The sequence below is a fragment of the Rhizobium sp. BK418 genome, from assembly GCF_004341105.1.
Taxonomy (GTDB): Bacteria; Pseudomonadota; Alphaproteobacteria; order Rhizobiales; family Rhizobiaceae; genus Rhizobium.
The window spans coordinates 575,421-597,858 of the sequence record NZ_SLZK01000002.1 but is presented as its reverse complement, the minus strand read 5'-3'; the positions used below and the strand labels follow the sequence as shown (position 1 = coordinate 597,858).

Sequence of the window (22,438 nt, the reverse complement as noted above, 5' to 3'; positions counted from 1 at the left end):
AGCAGGCTTCGCCCGCCCGGAACGCTATCTGGAGCCCGCCCATTTGAAGGAACTTTCTAGTGGTCGTCAGGCGGCGAATCGAAGCCCGATCAATCCTTGCGGAAAATGAAGCTGGCGCCCCATCCCGTCAGTACTGCCAGCAACACTGCAAAGCAGCCGTAGAAGATCGGCTGCTCATGCGCTGCGTCGGTGATCGTCTGCTCGATGCCTGTCTTGATGACGCGCAGCGGCTGCGATTTCTGCGTTATGAATTTCCCGCTCTTGAAGAGGTAAGCGCGCACCGTATGCACGCCGTTCGGAATATTGGCCGGCAGCCGCAGACTTGCCTTGAACAGGTTCGAGGAGACGAAACGCACGCCGCTTGGATCGCGTTCGTAAAGTCCGCCCACCTGTTGTATGCGCCGGAAGGCGGCGCGGAATTCGTTGAGATTATTGAAATTGCCGGCAAAATCGATTGGTCGCAGCGGGATATGATCGATCCCGATACCCTCTCCGGTCAGGTCGAGCGGCGTCGTGATGTCGTCGATAGAGCGCGAGCTCGACATCGAATAGGAATGCGGCACATCGGCGAAAGTCATCGATGAGGCATTGACCCAGATGCCGAAGACCCGTTCCTTCTTGCGCACCGTGGCGTCCTCGCGCGGTCCTTCCAGGACCACGACGACATCATACTGGCCGATGGCGAGCAACAGTTCGTCGGTGTTGGTCACCGCGCCGAAAATCGTCAAGTCGGCGCCGCGAAAATCGGAGGTGATGGCGATCTCGCTGGTGGATGTGCCGATTTCCAGCCCCTCGCGCTCGGCCTGCGTTCCCTGTCCAGGTAGCAGCACTTGTGCCGAGGCGGCGGCAGGCATGAAAAGGATAAGGAGCAGCAGGAGACGAAACATCAGTTCCCCACTCCCATCACCACCGAAAAGATATCTTCGGGGGTCAGCACCAACGCAACGGCAAGGCGCAGGCCAACCGCAAGAACCAGGAGGCCAAGCAGCGCGCGCAACTGTTCGCCGCGCAGTCGCTGACCGACGCGCACGCCATATTGTGCGCCGATGACGCCGGCGAGCATCAGGAAGAAGGCGAGCACGATATCGACCGAATAATTGGTCGCCGCCTGCACGATCGTCGTATAGGCGGTCACGAAAATGATCTGGAAGAGCGAGGTCCCGACGACAACGTTTGTCGGGATGCGCAGCAGATAGATCATCGCAGGCACCATGATGAAGCCGCCGCCGACACCCATGACGGACGTGAGGATGCCGATCGCAAAGCCCAACGCCACGATCGGGATGACCGACAGGAAGATCTTCGATTTCTTGAACCGCATCTTGAGCGGCAGCTTGTGTACCCAGTGTTGATGGCCGGGCCGGCGCGGGGCCGGCGCTTCGTTACGGGCGGCGCGACGCATGGCATTGACGCTTTCCCAGAGCATCAGCCCGCCCACTGTGCCGAGGAAGACGACGTAAAGCAGGGAGATGAAGAGGTCGAGCTGGCCGATGGCACGCAACAGCGAGAAGATCCAGATGCCGACCGTTGCACCCGTCAAACCGCCGACGAGCAGCACCGTGCCGAGCTTCATATCCAGCGTTCCCCGCCGGAAATGGGTGATCGCCCCCGATATCGAAGAAGCGACCACCTGATTGGCGCCGGTTGCAACGGCGACGACAGGGGGAATGTTGTAGAAGATCAGGAGAGGCGTGATCAGGAAACCGCCGCCGACGCCGAACATACCGGACAGGAAGCCGACGGCGGCCCCCATGCCGAGAATGATGAAGATGTTCACCGACAATTCTGCGATGGGCAGATAGATTGTCACAGCCGACCCCGATTATCGCCGCTCCCGCCGGAGCGGCCCTCTCACGTCCCCACTCGAATGGCACATCCTACTGTGAAATCGTTGCCAGAGGCTTTCGAAGGAAAAAAGCCATGATCAGCCGGATGCAGGCTCCGATATGTCCCGCATAATCCGGCTTTTTTCAGGTTTTGTGACGGCCGGCCTCAAAAGCCGAAAAGCCGGCGGCCAAGGGCCGTCGAGCTGTCTCAGATGGCCTTGGCGCCGGGTTTGTTGCGCTCAAGAAGCGCCTTCACCGTGTCGTCGTTGACCTTGCCAGTCGGCTCCTGGCCGATCGACTTCTGGAAGTTCTTGATGGCGGTCACGGTCTTCGCGCCCATCTCTCCATCCGGCGGGCCGGCATCGAAGCCGTTATTGTTGAGGATCGCCTGGATGTTGCGGATCGCCTTCTTCATGTCGACGGTTGCCGTCTTCGGCGCGGCAGCGCTTGCCCATGCGTCGGGGATCTCGACGCCGTTCGCCTTGTTGTCGAGCGGTTGCGGCTTCCAGAGGTCGGCCTTGGCGCGGGCGCGCTCGAGTTGATCCGGCTTCATGGCTTTGGCCACTTCGTCGCGCTTCTGGGCGGCATCCTTGTCGCCGGATTTGGCGGCGATCGCAAACCACTTGTAGGATTCTTCCAGATCCGCCGGCACGCCGTTGCCGCGGGCGCAGAGGATGGCGAGGTTGAACTGGCTGTCGGTGATGCCGAGATCGGCCGCCTTCTGGAACCAGGAAGCCGCCGTTACGTAGTCCTGCTGGCCAAGCGCGCCGGAAGCATAGAGTACAGCGAGATTATGCATGGCGCTGGCATTACCTTGGCTTGCAGCCTGCTCATAGAGACCTTTGGCCTTCTGCACGTCCCGGTCGACGCCATTGCCCTTCTCATACATGCTGCCGAGCCGGTACTGTGCCGGTGCGAAGCCCTTGTCCGCCGAAAGCTGGTACCAGTTCGCCGCCTGCTTCTGATCGGCGGCTAGGCCATTGCGGCCCTCGGTATAGCGCGCAGCGATCTCGAAGAGCGCCAGCCCATCGCCGTTGCGTGCCGCGTCGGCGAGCGGCGGCGGCTGGATCGTGTCGGGAACGATGATCGAGGCCGCAGCAGGAGCCGTGGTCGTTGCTGCCGGAGCGGCAGGCGTGTTCGGAGCGAAGCCGGAACTATCCTGCACCGGCGCCTGATCGAAGCTTTCCGCACCTTCGCCGTCGAGCGGCGTCGCATCGGTCAGGTGATCGGGCGCTGTGGGAGCACCGGCCTCGGAACCGATCGCTTCCGGTGTGGTCGTCGGCATCTGCGCGGCCGATTCTGGGGTCGAGGTTTCCGGCACGACCGGCGTCGGCGCCATCATATTGGCCTGCGGCATCCCGGTGGCGGTGCTGGGGGTCGAGACTTCAGCCGGTGGCGGTGCCTTCTGGCCCGTCGTCAGCGTGCGGGCAAGCGGGAAGGCCATGATGGCGAGCAGCACAGCGCCGACTGCCAGCAGGATCGGCCGGCGGAAGCGCGAAAAGGCGCCGCCTTTGCCGGCTTTTTCCGGCTTGGCAGCACGCCGCTCGGCGCGCGTCGCCGGCTTTGCATTGCTGTCAATCTCCATGGCCGCAGCCTGCGCGGCTCGGCGAGCAGCGGCAATATAATCCGCCCGGTCGTTTTCGGTTGCCGGCTTGCCGCGCTGGGCGTTCTGGCTGGCGCGCACGCGCTCCAGTATCTTCTTCACGTCAGGCGCGCCGGAGCCCGGTTCCAGCAACTCGTTTGCGGCTTCGGCCGGCATCACGTCGACGGGATCGATCGATGGAGCGGGGTCGATGACGGTGCGCTCGGTCGCTGCCTTCGCTTCCGACTTGCGCGACGGCATCAGCTTCCGGCCGAGGCTAGCGAGCAGGCTGCCCTTGGCGGGAACGACCGCCTTTTCTTGTTGGCTGTTGGCTTCGATGGCGATCGCGCTGGTGCTGTCGGCCAATGCCGGTTCCGGCATACGGCTCGGCGCCTCTTCGGCAATATCGGCCGTGCGCAGCACCGGCGAAGCCTTGGGCGCCTGCATCACCGGAGCCTTGGCAGGTTCCTTGCCTGCGTCGACTAGCGCATAAGGATCGACGTGGAACTCGACCTCGGCCGCCGGCATTTTGGCGGCGGGGCGAACCTGTTCTTCCATCGTGTCCAGTCGGTCAGCGATGTGCAGCAGCGTTTCGTGAAGGGCCTGGAAGGTCTTGTGCGTACGCTCCTCGCTATCCCGGCTGAGATCTTCGAGATTTCGTAGGTCGTCGGCCAGCGCGACCAGGGCCGACATGTCGGCGGCAGCAGGTGCAGCGCCCTGCGCTCCGCCGTTGCGCGAATAGGCGTCGACCACGGCTTCGGCCGCCTGTCGTGCGGCCTCGATAATATATTCGTCGTTGGTCGCGATATAATCTTCGATCGCGCCCATGCGGCGATCGAGATCCGCGGATACTTCTGCGTTTTCGCGCGGCGTGTTCAAGAGCTCGGAGAGATTGGCAATCTGCTCCTCGAGGTTCTTCAGCGCGCGCGTGTCGGTCGGTGCAGCCGCCGTGCTTTCTTCCAGCCGCGCCGCGATGTCGCTGAGCCGCCCTTCGAGACGGCGGAACGCGCCATCGTCGATTACAGGTACCGGGGCAGGGCGGATTTCCATCTCGTCGATGCGGCGTGCGAGATAGTCGAGCCGCTTGGCGAGCGCATCATTGACCGAGCCGCTTTCCAGCGCGTCGATCTTGCGGGAAATGTCGGAGAGCGCGCCGGTCAGGTCTTGCTGAGGTGTCGTCTTCTGGGTGCGTTCGAGAAGATAGGAAAGGTGCTCCAGCCGCTCGTCGAGGCGCGAAGTTGCTTCGGCTTTGGCGAGGTCTTCCACGCGCTCCGTCAGCGCTTCTAGCCGACTGGCCATTTCGTCGGCAGGATTTGGGCGGTTCATGGCGGCCCGACCCATCAGCTCGATCTGTTCGCCGAGGGCAGAAAGACGGTTTTCCAGCCGTTGCATCAGCGCCGGGTCGGTGCCGGTCGCGCCGCGTCCGCTGGCGGCGATCGCGCGGCTGATCTCGTCGAGCCGCGTGTCCATCGCAGCGAACTGTTCCGACATGATCCGATCATGCGGCTGGATCAAATTACCGAACTGCTCCACAGCCGAGGCGATCGTGATGAGCTTGTCTTCCAGCGCCTGCACGGCCGGGCTTTCCCCCATGCCGCCGAGCTGCCGCTTGATATCGTCAAGCCGGTAAGCGAGGGATACGAGCTCTTCCTGCAGCCCCGCGGTGTCGAGCTCCGCCAGGCGGTTTTCAACGTTGTCCCAGCGCTGCTCCATGTGGCGCACCGAATCCTCGCGCGCCAGCCCGTCCATCAGCGAACGCAGTTCTTCGAATTCGTTTCGCAGACCAGTTGCTTCCGGGCCAGCTGAACGGCTCGTGAGTTGCGCAATGCTCTGCGAAAGACGCCCCATGTCGGCGCGGATGTCGTCGGCAAAATGCCGGTCCTGGGCGCTCGCCTTGATTTCGCGCAGCTCGCCGCGCAGCGCATTCATTTCGCGCGTCACGCCCTCGGAAATGTCACGCTTCAGATCCTGCCGCAGGTTGACCAGTGCCTGGGCGATTTCCGTCATCGTGTCGTCGGAGGCGCGGAAGGCCGGTGCCGCCGGATAAGGCACCGAAGCGCGTTGCGGGGCAGGGGCCGGTTCACGCAGCAGGGCCGGTGCCGGTTCGCGCGTATAGGCGCGCTCGCGATTATCTCTGCTGGCATCGAGCGCGCGCTGGCGCTGGCGGATTTCCGCAAGCGGATCGGCCGCGCGCGGCGCGTAGGAATCGCGCTCCGGCGTCGGGCTGCGTGGCCGCTGTTCGCGTCCGCTGCTCATCAGACCCTCGATCCGCGCTTCCAGACCCTCGATGGTGCGGTTTAACGCATCAAGCGAGCTCCTGTCGGAATGCCGGGAAGAATGTGATCGCGATCCGTTCATGTTCTTGCTCGCTTCGATTGCCCGGTCTGGGCCCGATCATTGCCTTTTCCGAAGCGTACCGGGGCACACAGCGGAGAGCACCATCCATAAGGAAATAGTCAATTAGACTTTCCTCAAGCTGGATAGGTTTTTGGCGGCACTCCTGGACGCAAGACAAATAAAAGGAATGCAGATCGCCAATGCTCACCGCGCACCTTTTACGAAACGTGGTAAAGAACTCGTTAACCGGAATGAGAATTTTTTAACTTTTGCCTTTCTCAGGCCAGTTTTGCGCGTCGAAGCGCTTTAGAGCGGCCGCTTGTACTGCAACTCGATCTTCACGCCCTCAGGCCCGTAGACGAACACCTGTCCGAGGGCGGTATCAGGAATATCGCGATATTCGTAGCGATAACCGCCGGCTTTGATGCGAGCGAGCGCCGGTTCGAATTCGAAGAGGCTGAAGGCCACATGATTGAAGATGCCGGATGGAAAATCACCCGCCCGCTCCGTCAGGCTCAGATGGATCACCGGCTTATCGTCGAGATAAAGCCAATGGCCGCGCGAGGGAAAGGGCGGCCGATAGCCTTCCTTCACGCCAAGAATGTTTTCAAAAAAAGCGATCATGGCAGGCGCATCGCGCGTATCGATCGTCACATGGTCCAGGCGCAGCATCGTCCCCTCCCAGGCTGTCGAAGCCGGTCCGATCCTACTGGTTTCGGCGCCTTCGGGAAAGGAGGTATGCTCTATCGAGACTGCCTGGACTAAAAGTTTTCCGTCCAAGGCCGCAGCTCGACCTCCTGCGACCAGGCGCTGCGATGCTGCAGCAGCACATCGATATAGGACTGCGCAATCGCATCGGGCGAAAGCGTGCCGTCGGGCTTGTCTTTCTTGTCCGGTCTCGTGGCGGAGCGGACCACACCGTCAATGACGAAATGCGCTACATGAATGCCAAGCGGTCCGAGTTCACGGGCAGCACTTTGCGCCAGTCCGCGCAACGCGAATTTCCCCATGGCAAAGGGCGCCGATTGCGCATAACCCTTGATACTGGCTGTCGCCCCTGTCAGTAGAATTGCGCCGTGTCCCTGCGGGATCATCCGTTTTGCCGCCTGTTGCGTGACGAGGAAGCCGCCGAAGGCGCTGGTTGCAATCGCCTGCTCCACTTCGGCAGGATCGAGCTCGGCAATCGGCCCGCGCACCCGGCCGCTGGCATTATAGATCACGATATCAGGCTCGCCGATCTCGGCGTCGACGCGTTCGAACAGCGCCGCAACCGCAGCCGGCTGCGCCGCATCGGTGGCGAAGGCCTTGGCTCCGGTTTCGTCGAGCAACGGCCCGAGCTTGCCGATATTGCGTGCCGCCAGGCCGACCTTCACGCCTCGCTCCGAGAGCTTGCGGGCGAGTGAGCCGCTGATGCCGGAACCGGCGCCCACGATCAGCGCGCTACGATAGGGAAACTCGGCCATGATCTTCTCCTTCGAGTGAACCTTCCGGAGAGGTAGGCAATCACGGCCTTGCAAAAAACCAGCGGCCCGAAATATTTCATTCTTGGGGAGCGTCGATCGAAAGCCCGCAGATGCGCGAGAGATAGGCGAGAGGCAGCCCTGTTTCCGCGGCCCAGCGGTTGAATGTCTGCTGGATCAACTGCTGGTCCTTCTTGCCAGTTCCCGATGCCGAAAGGGGCACGCCTGCGTCCCTGAGGCAGGCGATGACATCTGTTGTCATGATAAAGCAGTCGCGGCCGATGCTGCGCAGGAAATATTGACCGGTGATCCCGCCGAGCCGATTGCCGCGTTTGTTGAGCTCGTCGAGCAGGCCGATATGATCCTCGCGCGGCCAATCTGCGAAGAAGGCGCCGGCACTGCCGGCCTCTTTCGCCAGTTCGCGCACGAAGGCCGCGTTGGCGCGTACGGACATGATCTTCGCGCCATTTTTGACGATGCGGTCATCGCCAGTCAGATCGTGCCAGTATTCATCCGGAGCGATATTGAGTGCGGCAGGATCAAAGCCGTCGAAAGCTTCTTCGAAACCCGGCCATTTGTTGTCGATGACCTTGTGTACGAAGCCGCTGTAAAAGACGCGCCGCGTCATTTCGGAGAGGATGCGGTCATCGGGCAAAGCGCGCAGCGCCTCGTGGTCAGGCATCGCCGGCAGCTTCGCTTTCAGCGCATCGGCGCCGCCTTTTCTGTCTTCGGCACGTCGCCGGATGATATCGAAATCGCTCAAGGCCTGGCTCCCGAATAGATGTCGCCCGCAAGCCTATTCCGGGAGCAGCCCTGCCTTCAAGCGGTTCGGGTCCTCAAGCTATCTGAATGATGCTCAGGCGGCGACAGGTTCGCGCACGTCATCCAGCAGGAAATGCACGACCAGATAATCGGTCTTGTAGTGTCGTCCGCTGTCACTGACGCGCTCCTCCGAGCCGCCATCGGCCGGATGCCAGGGATGGTAGTGCGGATTGGTGGCGATCAGCGTCACCGCCTTGCCGGCATAGGGCCCCTCGGCCGGCCGGAAACGCATCTCGGCCAGCGGCCAGATGCGTTCATAGGTTTCCATGGAAATGCGTACCCTCAGTGCCTTGCGCGGAGCCGGCGGCTCATCATGTACAGCCAGTCTTTCGCCGTTGATCGGCTCGACAGCTACGGGTTCGATGGTCACTTCCTCCGCCGCATCGAAAACGGAATTGAACTCCGCAGGCCACGTCCTTCTCATGAAATCGCTCCTCCCAGGCTCTTTCTGCAGGTCTGAGCGAATGTAGCGCGCTTAGCCGGAGAAGGAAACGGGCAGCATTGGGTTTACCGCATCTGAATTTACTCTCATAAAATCGCGCGCGTGTAGAATTTGACGTTTACGCAAACGTCAATATTTTGTAAGAGAGTCTCACTGCCGGCGCGATCCGGTCGCCGAATTGGAGGAATTCGAACCATGCCAATCTACAAGGCCCCGGTGAACGACACGCTCTTCGTGCTCAATGATGTGCTGGGTCTCGAGCGTTACAACAATCTCCCCGGCTTTGCCGACGTCACGCCTGACATGGTCGAGGCTATCTTGGGCGAGGCGGCGAAGTTGGCCGAGGGAGTTGTGTTCCCCCTGAATTATTCCGGCGATCAGGAAGGCTGTACGCGCCTAGGCGACGGTACGGTATCGACGCCGAGGGGCTTCAGGGAGGCCTATCAGGCCTATCGGGAAGGCGGCTGGATCGGGCTTGCCGTTCCGGAGGAATTCGGCGGTCAGGGACTGCCCTATATACTGCACACCGCGGTCGGCGAATATACTTCAGCGGCCAATATGTCGCTAATGATGTATCCGGGCCTGACGCAGGGTGCCATAGCCGCGATCCTCGTCCACGGCACTGACGAGCAGAAGAATACCTATCTGCCTAAGATGGTGGATGGCACGTGGTCCGGCACCATGAACCTCACCGAACCGCATTGCGGTACTGATCTCGGCATGCTGCGCACCAAGGCGGTGCCGCAGGACGACGGCAGCTACAGGATTTCCGGCCAGAAGATCTTCATCTCCGCTGGAGAGCACGACCTGACCGATAATATCGTCCACTTGGTCCTCGCCCGCATCGAGGGTGCGCCTGAGGGCACCAAAGGCATCTCGCTCTTCATCGTCCCGAAATTCCTCGTCGGTAAGGACGGAGCGCTCGGCGCCCGTAACGGCGTTTCCTGCGGCGCGATCGAACACAAGATGGGTATCCACGGCAACGCCACTTGCGTCATGAACTACGACGAAGCGACGGGCTTCCTGATCGGCACGGAAAACCGTGGCCTGAACGCCATGTTCGTGATGATGAACGAGGCCCGTCTGATGGTCGGCCTGCAGGGCATCGCCATTTCCGAGATCGCCTATCAGAATGCCGCCAGCTACGCCCGAGAGCGCCTCCAGGGCCGCTCGCTGTCCGGCCCCAAGGCCCCGGACAAGAAGGCCGATCCGATTATCGTCCACCCGGATATCCGCCGAGCACTGATGACGATCAAATCCTTCAACGAGGCTGGCCGCGCCTTCCTGCTCTGGACTGCGCTGAAATCCGATATCGCCCATCGCGCCAGCGACGAGAAGGAACGCCAGACAGCGGACGATATTCTCGGCCTCGTTACGCCGATCCTCAAGGGCGTGATGACCGACAGGGGCTTCGATCATGCCGTGATGGCCCAGCAGGTCTTCGGCGGCCATGGCTATATCGAGGAACACGGCATGAGCCAGTATGTGCGCGATGCCCGTATTGCCATGATCTACGAAGGTGCCAACGGTATCCAGGCGCTCGATCTCGTTGGCCGCAAGCTGGCGCTGAACGGCGGCCGCGCCGCTATGGCCCTCTTCAAGGAAGTCGGCGATTTCTGCGAGGAAAACCGCAATGACGAGCAGCTGACCTTCTTCACCAAGCACCTGAAAAAGGGCTTGAACGATGTGCAGGGCGCAACCATGTGGTTCATGCAGAATGCTATGGCCAAGCCCGACAATGCCGGCGCCGGTTCAACCGATTATATGCACCTCTTCGGCCTGGTCATCCTCGGCTATATGTGGGCGCGCATGGCAAAAGCCGCCAACGAACGCCTTGCCGCCGGCGACACACGCGAGGATTATCTGAAGAACAAGCTGATCACGGCGAAATTCTTCATGGAGCGCATCATGCCCGAAACTGCATTGCGCAAGACCCGTATCGAAACCGGCGCAGACACGATGATGGAACTCGCCGCCGAAGCCTTTTGAGACGGTGCTCCCTCCCCCTTGTCGGGAGGGGTGGGGAGGGGCTTTTCTCCTCCCGTCGAGATTTGAGGCAAAACAGATTGCCGCCAGGGAGATGAGACAATGACCGAGGTTTTCATTTACGATCACGTCCGCACGCCCCGCGGCCGCGGCAAGAAGGATGGCGCGCTGCATGAAGTGCCCTCAGTCCGCCTCGCGGCAAAGACGCTGGAGGCGATCCGCGACCGCAACGGTCTCAACACCGAGACGGTCGATGACATCATCATGGGCTGCGTCGATCCGGTCATGGATGCCGGTGCCGTCATTCCCAAGGCTGCCGCTTTCGAAGCCGGTTACTCGACGAGAGCGCCAGGCATGCAGATCTCCCGTTTCTGCGCCTCCGGCCTCGATGCCGTGAACTTCGGCGCCGGCAAGATCGCACAGGGCGCCGACGATATCGTCATTGCCGGCGGCGTCGAAAGCATGTCCCGCGTGGGCCTCGGCATGTCCGGCGGCGCCTGGTTCATGGACCCTTCGGTGAACTTCCCGGCCTATTTCATGCCGCAGGGTGTGTCGGCCGATCTCATCGCCACCAAATACGGCTTTTCCCGTGACGACGTCGACGCTTACGCAGTCGAAAGCCAGAAGCGGGCCGCAAATGCCTGGAACAACGGCTGGTTCAAGAATTCCGTCATCCCGGTCAGGGACCAGAACGGTCTGACGATCCTGGCCCATGATGAGCATATGCGCCCCGGCACGGACATGCAGGCGCTCGCCTCCCTCAATCCCTCCTTCCAGATGCCGGGCGAAATGGGCGGCTTCGAAGCCGTCGCCATCCAGGCCCATCCGGAAGTCGAGCGCGTCAACTATGTCCACCATGCCGGCAATTCCTCTGGCATCGTCGATGGCGCCGCTGCCGTCCTGCTCGGCTCGAAGGCCGGGGGCGAAAGCATGGGTCTGAAGCCGCGCGCCCGCATCAAGGCTTTCGCCAATATCGGCTCCGATCCGGCCCTCATGCTGACCGGCCCGGTCGATGTCACCGAAAAGCTCCTGAAGCGGACAGGCATGAACCTTGCCGATATCGATCTTTTCGAGCTGAACGAGGCTTTTGCCGCCGTCGTGTTGCGCTACATGCAGGCTTTCGACATCCCCCACGACCAGATCAACGTCAATGGCGGCGCAATCGCCATGGGACATCCGCTGGGTGCTACCGGCGCCATGATCCTCGGCACCGTGCTGGATGAGCTGGAACGCCGCGATCTCAACACCGCGCTGGTAACCCTCTGCATCGGCGCCGGCATGGGCACGGCAACCGTCATCGAACGCGTCTAAGGGAGAGAGACGATGAGCTACACCAACTTCACCGTCGAGACCGATGCGGATGGTATTGCCCTGGTGACTTGGGACATGCCCGGCAAGTCGATGAACGTCTTCACCGAGGACGTGATGAGCGAGCTCGACGCCATCATCGATGCGACGGTCGCCGACAGCGCCGTCAAGGGCGTCGTTATTACCTCGGGCAAGTCTTCCTTTTCGGGCGGCGCCGATCTGTCGATGATCAAGTCGATGTTCGCCTTCTACCAGCAGGAGAAGGCCGCAAATCCCGACGGCGCCGCGCAAAAACTCTTCGATCTCGTCGGCCGCATGACCGGCCTCTTCCGCAAGATCGAAACCTGCGGCAAACCCTGGGTTTCGGCCATCAACGGCACCTGCATGGGCGGTGCCTTCGAGATGTCGCTCGCCTGCCACGGCCGCGTCGCCTCCAATTCGAAGAGCGTCAAGATCGCGCTGCCGGAAGTCAAGGTCGGCATCTTCCCCGGTGCCGGCGGCACGCAGCGTATCTCGCGCCTCACCGATGCCCAGTCCGCCTTGCAGATGATGACGACGGGCCAGTCGCTGAACGCTTCGCGCGCCAAGGCCATGAACCTCATCCATCAGGTGGTGGATCCAGATCAGCTGATCCCGGCCGCCAAGCAGATGATCAAGGATGGCCTGAAACCCATCGCGCCCTGGGACGAAAAGGCCTTCAAGGTGCCGGGCGGCGGCATCTGGACACCCGCTGCGGCCCAGCTCTGGCCGGCGGCTCCGGCCATCCTGCGCCGCGAAACATCAGGCAATTATCCGAGCGCGCTCGCTATCCTGAAATGCGTTTATGAAGGTCTGCAGGTTCCTTTCGATACGGCGCTGAAGATCGAGCAGCGTTATTTCACGCAGATATTGCAGACCACCGAGGCCTTCTCGATGATCCGCTCGCTCTTCATTTCCATGCAGGAGCTTGGCAAGGGTGCCCGTCGCCCGGCCGGCGTGCCCAAAACGGAACTGAAGAAGATCGGCATCGTCGGCGCAGGCTTCATGGGCGCCTCCATCGCCTATGTCACGGCCGCTGCAGGTTTCGAAGTGGTCCTGATCGACCGCGATATGGAGGCTGCCACCAAGGGCAGGGGCGTCGGCGAAGGCCTCGTCAAGGATTCCATTGGTAAGGGTCGTCTTACACAGGACGAGGGTGCCTCGCTTCTCTCCCGCATCACGCCCTCGGCCGATTACGCCGATCTCAAGGACGCCGATCTCGTCATTGAAGCGGTCTTCGAGGATCGTGCCGTCAAGAAGGCGGTCATCGAGCAGGTGGAAGCCGTTATCCCGGAAACCACCATCTTCGCCTCCAACACCTCGACCCTCCCGATCACGGGCCTTGCCGAAAATTCCAAGCGTCCGGACCAGTTCATCGGCGTGCATTTCTTTTCGCCGGTCGAAAAGATGATGCTGACTGAAGTCATTCTCGGCAAGAATACCGGTGATCGGGCACTCGCCGTCGCCCTGGATTATGTCGCAGCCATCAAGAAGACGCCCATCGTCGTCAACGATACCAGAGGCTTCTTCGTCAACCGCTGCGTCTTCCGTTATATCCACGAAGCCTATGACATGCTGATCGAAGGCGTGCCCGCGCCGATGATCGAGAATGCAGCCAAGATGGCCGGCATGCCGGTCGGCCCGCTGTCGCTGAACGATGAGGTAGCGATCGATCTCTCGCAGAAGATCCTCAAGGCGGCGGTCGCGGATCTCGGCCCTAAGGCCGTCGATGAACGCCACCTTGCCCTCATTAACAAGCTGGTCGACGAGCTTGACCGACGTGGCCGCAAGAACGGCAAAGGCTTCTACGAATACCCGGCCAAGCCCGCCAAGAAGTTCCTCTGGCCTGAGCTGAAGACCCTCTATCCGCAGAAGCCGGTCGCCGAAATCGACGTCGCCACCCTGAAGCAGCGCTTCCTGGTGACGGTCGCGCTCGAAGCCGCCCGCACCATGGAAGAGGGTATCGTCACCGATCCGCGCGAAGCCGATGTCGGTTCCATCCTCGGCTTCGGCTTCGCGCCCTATACAGGCGGTGCACTGAGCTACATCGACGGGATGGGCGTTAAGGCCTTCGTGGAACTCGCCGAAAAACTGGCCGCAGCCTATGGCGATCACTTCAAGCCAACACCGCTGCTGAAGGATATGGCCGCCAAGGGCGAGACCTTCTACAGTCGCTTCGATCCCTATCCTGCCGCCGACAAGGCAGCGTGATAGGCAAGGCGGCGCGGTCATCGGGACCGTCGCCGCCCTCACACACCGTTCATCTTTGGCCAGGCATGAGCAGGGTTTCATGCTAGGGGCACGAGGAGCGGAGTCAAAGACACTTAGCTCTTGCGCTAACTATCACATGGTGATACTTAGCCTCATGGATTACTATTCAGCTCAGCTCGATGGCATCTTCCTGGCACTTGCCGATCCGACACGCCGCGCCGTCATCAACCGTCTCGGTACCGGTCCGGCCAGTATCAGCGACCTCGCAAGGCCCTTCGACATGGCCTTGCCATCCTTCATGAAACATATCCATCTGCTGGAAGAGACAGGCCTCATCGAAACGAGGAAGCAGGGCCGCGTGCGCACCTGCACGCTGGAGAAGAAGCGTTTCGCCTTGGTCGAAGGCTGGCTTTCGGCTCAGCGCGCCATCTGGGAAGCCCGCACCGACAGGCTTGAGGCTTTCGTCACCGCCACGCAATCGAAGGAGGAAAAGTCCCAATGAATATCAATGTGAACCCCGATCTCGATCTCACCATTTCGCGCATCATAAAGGCTCCGCCGGCTGCAGTCTGGAGCGCCTGGACCACGCCGGCAAAATTCGAAAAATGGTGGATTCCCGCACCGGCGCTCTGCCGCGTCGCCACCATGGAAGTCAAACCCGGCGGAGCCCTCGTCACCGAGATGAGTGAAAATGGCGGTCCCTTCCAACATCATCTCAGTGCTTGCTACCTGGATATTCAGGACGGCCGTCGCATCGTCTTCACCAATGCACTTCTCGGCGGCTGGCGTCCCGCGCCGACACCCTTCATGACAGCCATCATCACACTCGCCGACCATCCTGAAGGCACCGATTACAATGCCCTTGTCATGCACAAGGATAAGGAGACCCGCAACACGCACGAAGAACTGGGTTTCTACGACGGCTGGGGCACGGTTGCGGCGCAACTGGCTAAGCTGGTGGAGACGTAACAGGAAGATCAGGCGATGGCCGCATGACAGACAGGGCCCTGCCGGCAGGGCGTGGCTAGCCGGCGGACGTTCGAGATGTCTCCCTCGTCTCGCGAAAGCCTCACAAATCTCTCATGAAGCGCCTATATGCCTATCCGGAATCATGACAAGAAGCGTGCAAGGCACACTTCAGTTTAGGCGGTGAAATCATGAAGAAGATCGGTTTCCTCTCGTTCGGGCACTGGACGCCCTCGCCGCAATCGCAGACGCGCTCGGCTGGCGATACGCTGCTACAGTCGATCGACCTTGCGGTTGCCGCTGAGGAACTGGGGGCGGATGGCGCCTATTTCCGTGTCCACCATTTCGCGCGCCAGCTTGCCTCGCCTTTCCCGCTGCTCGCGGCCGTCGGCGCACGGACCAGCCGCATCGAGATCGGCACGGCAGTCATCGACATGCGCTATGAGAACCCGCTCTATATGGCGGAAGATGCCGGCGCGGCCGATCTGATTTCCCGCGGGCGCTTGCAGCTCGGCATCAGCCGCGGCTCGCCGGAGCAGGTCATCGAGGGCTGGCGCTATTTCGGCTACAACCCGCCTGATGGACAAAGCGATGCCGATATGGGACGCCGCCATGCCGAGGTTTTCCTCGAAGTGCTGAAGGGCGAAGGTTTTGCCGAACCCAATCCGCGGCCGATGTTCCCCAATCCTCCCGGCCTGCTTCGGCTCGAACCGCATTCCGACGGCCTGCGCGAGCGCATCTGGTGGGGTGCGGGTTCGAACGCCACAGCCGTCTGGGCCGCAAAGCTCGGCATGAACCTGCAGAGCTCGACGCTGAAGGATGATGAAACCGGCGAAGCCTTCCATATCCAGCAAGCCAAGCAGATCCGCGCCTATCGCGAGGCCTGGAAAGAGGCCGGCCATCAGCGTGAGCCGCGCGTCTCCGTCAGCCGCAGCATCTTTGCGCTGGTGAACGATCGCGACCGCTCCTATTTCGGCTACGGCAACGAAGGGCAGGACAAGATCGGTTTCATCGACGAGAATACGAGGGCAATCTTCGGTCGCTCCTATGCGGCCGAACCCGATGCTCTCATCGAGGAACTGAAGAAGGACGAGGCGATAGCCGAGGCTGATACGCTGCTGCTCACCGTCCCGAATCAGCTCGGCGTCGAATACAATGCCCACGTCATTGAATCGATCCTGAAATACGTCGCCCCGGCACTCGGCTGGCGGTGATGACATGGGGCGACGGCATAGAGCATGTCCCACAAAAGTGTGTGCGGTTTTGCAGTAACGACATACGAAACAGGAGCTTAGAGCGTGGCGGATCTGAAGATCGCGACGCGCTTTAAGCCGTCGCTGTTTCTCTTGTCGTGCGCATCACCAGCAGCCCGGTGATGCTGACAAGCAATATGGCCGTGGCATAGATGTCCGTCGTGGTGCCGTAACCGATCGACTTGACGAGGAAGCCGGCAAGAATCGCCGGGAGGCTGAAGGCCAGGTAGCTCTGGATATAGAAGGCCGAAAGCAGACCGGCTCGCTCCTCCGGCTTGGCAAGCGGCACAATCGTACCGATCGAGCCGAGGAAATTGGTGCCGAAACCGGCGCCTGTGAAAAGCGTGCCGACAAGCAGCAGCGGCACGTTGGCGAGATGCACGCCAGCAACGACCGTTGCGATGCCGAGCGTTTGAGAGGAGACGCCGAAGACGAGATTGGCCTTGGGGCTGCGGCCACGGCGCAGGAAAACGGCAATTGCGCCTGACAGCATCAGCGCGGCGACGACTGCGCCACCCGTCAGAGGCGCCCGGCTGCCGGTGGTCGAAGCGACCAGTGAAGGCACGAGCGATAGATAGAAGCCGCCGAGTGCCCAGTTGGCAATATTGATCGGCGTCACCAGAGACAGCGGCTTTTTCACCTGTTGCGGAATGAAAATCGTTGGCTTCAGCGAGGTGAAGACGCCGGGCCGCTTGCCGCCGGTCTCCCGCGTCAGCCATACTGCAACCGCCTGCACCGCAAAACCGACAAGCAGCAGCGCATAGATGAGATGCAGCGGCTCCGGTCCGTACTGGATCAATGCGCTGGTGCCAATCGCGCCGATCGCCATGCCGGAAAGCGGTGCGATAGAGTTGACGATTTGCCCCTTTGCACGGTCGATATCGACAAGGGCGGCACCCAGCGACGCACCGGCAATACCGGTTGCAAGACCCTGCACGATGCGCGCCGCGATCAGCCATTCTGCACCGCTGGCGATGGAAAACAGACCCATGGCGATGATCTCGAGCATCAGCGCGGCGAAAATGACCGGACGCCTTCCGAGGTGATCGGAGATGGAGCCCGCAATCAGCAGGGCTGCGAGCAGCGCAAAGGAATAGACGGCGAAGATCACGGTGATGAGGAAGGGGGAAACGGCGAAGGCTTCCTGATAGATACGGTAGAGCGGCGTTGGCGCCGCCGAAGCACCGAAGAAGATGGCAAGCGTCAGAGCATGGAAGCCCATGGGCGATGAATTCTTGATGGATTCGGGAGCGGCGACCATATATAGCTCCTTAAAGCTAAATCGTTGCGTTAGCTCTATCTAGGCAAGCCGAAACCTAAAAGCAAATAATTTGCATTAATGGATGTATGAAAGTTTCTGAACGATCGGTGCCGGAGCATGTCGCGCAAAAGTGTGCAGCGGTTTTGCGGTCGCGCTATGCGTAAAAGGAACCTGAAGCGTGCCAGCCGAATCTGAACGATCGCGCTCGCTTCAGGGAGGAAAAGGTTGGGTTCGAAATGGCAGTGAAAGAGAATATCCGCCCTGGGGGCAGAAGCGCCCGCGTTCAGGCCTCCGTGCATGAAGCGGTCCGCGACCTGTTGGCAAAGATGAGTCGCGCGGAGATTACCGTTCCGCTGATTGCGACGCGCGCCGGCGTGACCCCATCCACGATCTACCGCCGTTGGGGCGATCTGCAGGAATTGCTTGCCGACGTCGCCGTCGAGCGTCTGCGCCCGGACATGGAGCCGGTTGATACCGGCAGCGGCCCCGGTGATCTGGAAGCCTGGGCCGAGCAGTATGCCGAGGAAATGTCGTCCGGCCCCGGCCGTGAATATATCCGCGATGTGCTCGCGGCACAGACCGGCGACAACGCCAATAAGTGCTGCAACTTCACGCGTCAGCAGATCGAGGCGATTGCCATCCGGGCGAAGGAGAGAGGCGAGCCTTTCCCGGATGTCGACGCTGTCATGGACCGCGTCGTGGCACCCATCATGTACCGCATCCTCTTCGGCGATGTCCCGACATCGGCCCGGGTCAGCGAACTCGTCGGCCAGGTTTTCGGAGGGCGCAAGGCGGCTTGAGTGTCACTCGGCCGCAGCGCGCTTCATGCCGGAAATCTGGGTTATGTAGGCGCGTAGTGCCGCCGGGCGCACCGGCTTGTGCTGAACGGCAATACCATGCTTTTCCGCCTCGGCTCGCACTTCGAGCGTCCTGTCGGCGGTCACGAGCAGGGAAGGAATATCGATGCCGAAATGCTGCCTGAGATGCAGGATCGCTTCGATCCCGGTTCCATCGGCAAGATGGTAGTCGGCAATGACGAGATCCGGCGGCTGCCGGATGGAAAGAGCCTGCACGGCGGAGAGCGAATCGACCGCCTGCGTATCGCAGCCCCAGCCCTCTATCAGCAGCCGCATGCCTTCGAGGATCTTGGGCTCATTGTCGATGCAAAGGATGCGCAATCCCTTCAGCGGCTGGGCCGTGGCGTCGGCGGGAGGGACGGCCGCCGCAGCTTCCGCGCTCTTCGACGTATCGAGCGGCATGAGGATACGGAATTCCGTTCCCTTGCCATGCGTCGAATGAAGCTCGACCTTGTGGTTGAGCACGCGAGCGATGCGGTCGACGATGGAAAGTCCGAGCCCGAGGCCCGAGGCGGTCTGGGCTCCCTCATCCAGCCGCGCGAATTCCTTGAACACGGTCCGAAATTTCGAAGGCGGAATGCCGATGCCGGAATCCATCACCTGGATGATGACCTGATTGCCTCGCCGCCTTGCCCCGATCAGCACCTTGCCGCTGATTGTATATTTGATGGCGTTGGAAACGAGGTTTTGTACCAGTCGGCGCAGCAGGTTTGGATCGGAGCGCACCCGCAGCGACGTTGGCATCACCGTGAGCTTGAGCTTCTTTTCGCGAGCGATCGGCGCAAAATCGGTCTCGATACGCTCCAGCAGATCGGAGAGCGGCACCGCGGCCAACCTGGGGCGCATGGCGCCGGTATCGAGGCGGGAAATATCGAGCACTGCGCCGAGGATGGATTCAACCGATTCCAGCGCAGAATCGATATTGCGCACGATCGGGCCGTTTTCCGATAGCGCCATGCGCTCGACAAGTGCCGACGAATAGAGCCGGGCGGCATTGAGCGGTTGCAGAATGTCGTGGCCGGCAGCGGCAAAGAAGCGGGTCTTGCCGATATTGGCCTCATCTGCGGCCGCCCGCGCCTCGGCAAGCTCCTTGTTGACCCGGGTGAGTTCCGCCGTGCGCTCCGCCACGCGCTGCTCCAGTGTCTCGTTTGCCTGTTTCAATGCCCGGTCGGCGGCAACACGCTGGGTGATATCGGTGAAGGTCGCGACGATGCCCTTGTCCGGCATGGCGTTGGAACGCACCTCGATGATCCGTTCGCCGCCGCCGAGCACCAGGGGGAAGGGCTTGTCGAGCGTCAGGAAATGCCGCACCGCCTGAGACTGGTCGCCGGGCGCAATATCGCCGCGCTGGCTGAGAATATTGACGATCTCCGACAATGGAAAACCGACCTGGCCGGCATTTTCCGGCAGGTCCAGCAGCTGCCGGAAGCGCCGGTTCCAAATCGTCAATCGGTTGGAACTGTCAAAGACGGCAATGCCCTGGTCCATTTGCGAAAGGGCGGTCTGCAGCATGTCCTGATTATACTGCAGCGCTTCGCTCGCCTGATCGAGCAGCCAAGCCGTGTCGGAAGATGCGTCCTCGATCTTCTGCAGGATCAACGACAGCACCAGCCGCGCCGATGAGGAGCCGATGGCGCTGCCGAGAAGCTGCTCGGTGAAATGGATGAGCGCCATATCGGCCGGCTGGTCGTCCTCCAGCTTGCGGCCAGAGGTCTGCTCATAGGTCGCAAGCGAGCGCTCCATGCGCTCCTCGCCGAGATAACGGGCGATGGCCGTCTTGAGATCGCCGACGCTGATGCGGGTCTTCCAGCCGCGCGTGGCAAATTGCGAACGCGAATGCCGTTTCACGAAGATGCCGGCCTGAATTCGCTCCAGCGGCTTGGCGTTGCGGGTCAGCGAGCCGACGATGAAGGCTGCGGTGTTGACAAGCAGGCTCATCGCCGTCGCATTGACGAGCGGATCGGCATCCGGGCCGGTAAAGAGCGTCGTGCCGGGAAAGATGAAGCCGAGGAAACTGCTTGCCACATAGGAATAATCGGGGCCTCCGAATGAGGGGAGGAACAGTAGGTAGAACCAGATGATGAAGCCGGACGAGAGACCGAGGATTGCGCCGCGCGCATTCGCCCGGCGCCAGATCATGCCGCCGAAGAGGGCAGGAGCGATCTGCGCGATGGCAGCAAAGGACAGCAGGCCGATTGAGGCGAGGCCTGCCGTGCTGTCGGTCGAGCGATAATAGGCATAGCCAAGCAGCAGCACCCCGAAAATGGCGCTGCGGCGGATATTGAGCAGGCTCTTTGCGAAGTCGTCACGCTGGCTCGCAAGGCCCGCAAGCTTCCTGCGCAGGAAGAACGGCATGACGATATCGTTCGACACCATGATGGAAAGCGCCACGGAATCGACGATCACCATGGCGGTCGCCGCCGAAAATCCACCGACGAAGGTGATCAGCGAGACAACAGGCATTTGCCCTGCAAGCGGTAGAGAGAGCACGTAAAGGTCGGCATTGCCGCTGCCGCCGAAGGTGAGCAGCCCGCCGATCGCTACCGGCAACACGAAGAGATTGATGGCGATCAGATAGAGCGGGAAGAGAAAGCCGGCGAGCCGAAGCTGTTTGGCAGTGCGATTTTCGACGACGGTTACATGAAACTGACGCGGCAGCATGATGATCGCGAAGGCGGAAAGCAGCGTCAACGTGATCCAGCGGCTGAGCGGTGTCTGATAGCCAAGGGCAGAAGAGACCAGTTCATTCTCCGATCCCTTTTGCCATACGTCCGTCGGCCCGTCGAAAAGAAACCAGATGACGCAAATGCCGGCAGTCAGGAAAGCAACGAGCTTCACCATCGATTCCATGGACACCGCGAGGATAAGCCCGTCCTGATGTTCGGTCGCATCCGTGTGGCGGGTGCCGAACATGATGGCGAAGCATGCGAGCACTAGCGTGACGATCAGGGGCAGGTCGAGGAAATAGAGATTGCCGCTGCCGATGCCATAATCCGAAGGGTTGACCATGGCCGTGACCGTTGCCGAAATGGATTTAAGCTGCAGTGCGATATAGGGAATGGTGCCGATGAGGCAGATCAATGCCACGATGGTCGCGACGGTGGAATTCTTGCCATAACGCGCGGCAACGAAATCGGCGACTGAGGTCAGCTTCTCGGCCTTGGCAAGTTCGATGATGCGCTTCAAGAGCGGCATGCCGAGCGTAAAGACGAGGATCGGCCCGATATAGATGCCGGCAAATTCCAGCCCGTGGTGGGCAGCTAGGCCGACGCCGCCGAAATAGGTCCAGGACGTGCAGTAGATCGCAAGGCTGAGCGCATAGACTACAGGCCGGCCGCCTTCCGGCACGCCGAATTTCCGGCTCCGGCGGTCACCGTAGCTTGCCACTGCGAAAAGCAGCAGAAGATAACCCAAGGCAAACGCAAATATGACCCAGCCTGGAAGCATCGACCCTCCGCCGGCGGATTATCCGCCGTCCTCCCGGAACGCATTCGAGCTTAGGGCAATTCAGCAACTTTGAAAATTCCCGCGGTCTTGGTCTTAAGTTCTACGCGGAAGGGGACAGTGCCTGAATCTTTCCAATTGCCGATTGATTAATTGAGACGATGGTGTGCTAATGAAAACAATGGCATGTCTTTGAAGATGCATCAAAGGGAGACAGATCGGATGCTCAACGAATTCAAAGCTTTCATCGCTCGCGGCAACGTCATGGACCTTGCTGTCGGTGTCATCATCGGTGGCGCCTTCGGCGGCATCGTCAAATCGTTGGTTGACGATATCATCATGCCAATCGTCGGTGCGATCTTCGGCGGTTTCGACTTCTCGAACTTCTTCCTTCCGTTGTCCTCGGCGGTCAACGCGCCGACCCTTGCAGCCGCCCGCGCACAGGGCGCCGTTTTCGCCTATGGCAACTTCATCACGGTCCTCATCAACTTCTTGATTCTCGCCTGGATCATCTTCCTGATGGTCAAGGGCGTGAACATGCTGCGCGAGCAGGTCGAACGCAAGGAAAAGACTGCACCGGCAGAGGTTCCGCCGCCGCCGGCAGATGTCGCGCTGCTGACGGAAATCCGCGACCTTCTTGCTAAACGCCCGGCCGTCTGATGATG

Annotated in this window: 17 protein-coding genes; 8 read left to right on the top strand and 9 right to left on the bottom strand. The window is 61.0% G+C overall.

Features of this window, described 5'->3' with window-relative positions; translation table 11 throughout:
• Positions 1 to 89: 89 nt before the first annotated feature.
• The 7 genes from EV281_RS08930 to EV281_RS08900 all read right to left on the bottom strand — a co-directional run bounded on the left by EV281_RS08930 (position 90) and on the right by EV281_RS08900 (position 8,451).
• On the bottom strand, positions 90 to 887 hold the full coding sequence (locus tag EV281_RS08930; RefSeq protein WP_132652733.1) for a TIGR02186 family protein: 798 nt from the start codon (positions 885 to 887) through the stop codon (positions 90 to 92).
• On the bottom strand, positions 887 to 1,810 hold the full coding sequence (locus tag EV281_RS08925) for a sulfite exporter TauE/SafE family protein (RefSeq protein WP_132652732.1): 924 nt from the start codon (positions 1,808 to 1,810) through the stop codon (positions 887 to 889). Before EV281_RS08925 ends, EV281_RS08930 begins: the two co-directional genes overlap by 1 nt.
• Positions 1,811 to 2,034: 224 nt before the next feature.
• Positions 2,035 to 5,766 (bottom strand): peptidoglycan-binding protein, encoded by a 3,732-nt coding sequence (locus tag EV281_RS08920; protein ID WP_132652731.1) that lies wholly within the window; start codon positions 5,764 to 5,766, stop codon positions 2,035 to 2,037.
• Between the two features lie 285 nt (positions 5,767 to 6,051).
• Entirely contained in the window at positions 6,052 to 6,417 is a 366-nt protein-coding gene (locus tag EV281_RS08915) for a VOC family protein (protein ID WP_132652730.1), read from the bottom strand.
• Between the two features lie 89 nt (positions 6,418 to 6,506).
• Positions 6,507 to 7,208 (bottom strand): SDR family NAD(P)-dependent oxidoreductase, encoded by a 702-nt coding sequence (locus tag EV281_RS08910; protein WP_132652729.1) that lies wholly within the window; start codon positions 7,206 to 7,208, stop codon positions 6,507 to 6,509.
• A 76-nt stretch (positions 7,209 to 7,284) separates the two neighbouring features.
• Complete coding sequence (locus EV281_RS08905; protein WP_132652728.1) at positions 7,285 to 7,968, bottom strand: DNA-3-methyladenine glycosylase I; 684 nt, start codon at positions 7,966 to 7,968, stop codon at positions 7,285 to 7,287.
• A 93-nt stretch (positions 7,969 to 8,061) separates the two neighbouring features.
• Positions 8,062 to 8,451, bottom strand: coding sequence for a hypothetical protein (locus EV281_RS08900; protein WP_132652727.1), 390 nt, complete (start codon positions 8,449 to 8,451; stop codon positions 8,062 to 8,064).
• Between the two features lie 213 nt (positions 8,452 to 8,664).
• On the opposite strand from EV281_RS08900, the gene EV281_RS08895 reads away from it, so the two are divergent.
• The 6 genes from EV281_RS08895 (at position 8,665) to EV281_RS08870 (ending at position 16,172) form a co-directional block, all read left to right on the top strand.
• A complete protein-coding gene (locus tag EV281_RS08895) occupies positions 8,665 to 10,458 on the top strand; it encodes an acyl-CoA dehydrogenase C-terminal domain-containing protein (RefSeq protein ID WP_132652726.1) in 1,794 nt (597 codons plus the stop codon).
• A 99-nt stretch (positions 10,459 to 10,557) separates the two neighbouring features.
• Positions 10,558 to 11,766, top strand: a complete 1,209-nt coding sequence (locus tag EV281_RS08890; RefSeq protein WP_132652725.1) for an acetyl-CoA C-acetyltransferase — start codon at positions 10,558 to 10,560, stop codon at positions 11,764 to 11,766.
• Between the two features lie 12 nt (positions 11,767 to 11,778).
• Positions 11,779 to 13,992: a 3-hydroxyacyl-CoA dehydrogenase NAD-binding domain-containing protein gene (locus EV281_RS08885; RefSeq protein ID WP_132652724.1), complete on the top strand. Its 2,214-nt coding sequence runs from the start codon at positions 11,779 to 11,781 to the stop codon at positions 13,990 to 13,992.
• Positions 13,993 to 14,146: 154 nt separating this feature from the next.
• On the top strand, positions 14,147 to 14,494 hold the full coding sequence (locus EV281_RS08880) for a metalloregulator ArsR/SmtB family transcription factor (protein ID WP_132652723.1): 348 nt from the start codon (positions 14,147 to 14,149) through the stop codon (positions 14,492 to 14,494).
• On the top strand, positions 14,491 to 14,961 hold the full coding sequence (locus EV281_RS08875) for an SRPBCC family protein (protein ID WP_132652722.1): 471 nt from the start codon (positions 14,491 to 14,493) through the stop codon (positions 14,959 to 14,961). The genes EV281_RS08880 and EV281_RS08875 overlap by 4 nt, the downstream gene beginning before the upstream one ends.
• A 188-nt stretch (positions 14,962 to 15,149) precedes the next feature.
• A complete protein-coding gene (locus EV281_RS08870) occupies positions 15,150 to 16,172 on the top strand; it encodes an LLM class flavin-dependent oxidoreductase (protein ID WP_132652721.1) in 1,023 nt (340 codons plus the stop codon).
• A 112-nt stretch (positions 16,173 to 16,284) separates the two neighbouring features.
• On the opposite strand, the gene EV281_RS08865 is transcribed toward EV281_RS08870, so the two are convergent.
• Positions 16,285 to 17,472, bottom strand: a complete 1,188-nt coding sequence (locus EV281_RS08865; protein WP_132652720.1) for an MFS transporter — start codon at positions 17,470 to 17,472, stop codon at positions 16,285 to 16,287.
• A gap of 236 nt (positions 17,473 to 17,708) precedes the next feature.
• Between EV281_RS08865 and EV281_RS08860 the strand changes: the two genes are divergently transcribed.
• The gene (locus EV281_RS08860) at positions 17,709 to 18,272 is read left to right on the top strand and encodes a TetR/AcrR family transcriptional regulator (protein WP_132652719.1); all 564 of its coding nucleotides are present in this window, start codon (positions 17,709 to 17,711) and stop codon (positions 18,270 to 18,272) included.
• A gap of 3 nt (positions 18,273 to 18,275) precedes the next feature.
• Here EV281_RS08860 and EV281_RS08855 read toward each other — a convergent pair whose 3' ends face one another.
• Positions 18,276 to 21,776, bottom strand: coding sequence for a PAS domain-containing hybrid sensor histidine kinase/response regulator (locus EV281_RS08855; RefSeq protein ID WP_132652718.1), 3,501 nt, complete (start codon positions 21,774 to 21,776; stop codon positions 18,276 to 18,278).
• A gap of 219 nt (positions 21,777 to 21,995) precedes the next feature.
• On the opposite strand from EV281_RS08855, the gene mscL reads away from it, so the two are divergent.
• Positions 21,996 to 22,433, top strand: coding sequence for a large conductance mechanosensitive channel protein MscL (gene mscL / locus EV281_RS08850; RefSeq protein WP_132652717.1), 438 nt, complete (start codon positions 21,996 to 21,998; stop codon positions 22,431 to 22,433).
• The last annotated feature ends 5 nt before the right edge of the window (positions 22,434 to 22,438 follow it).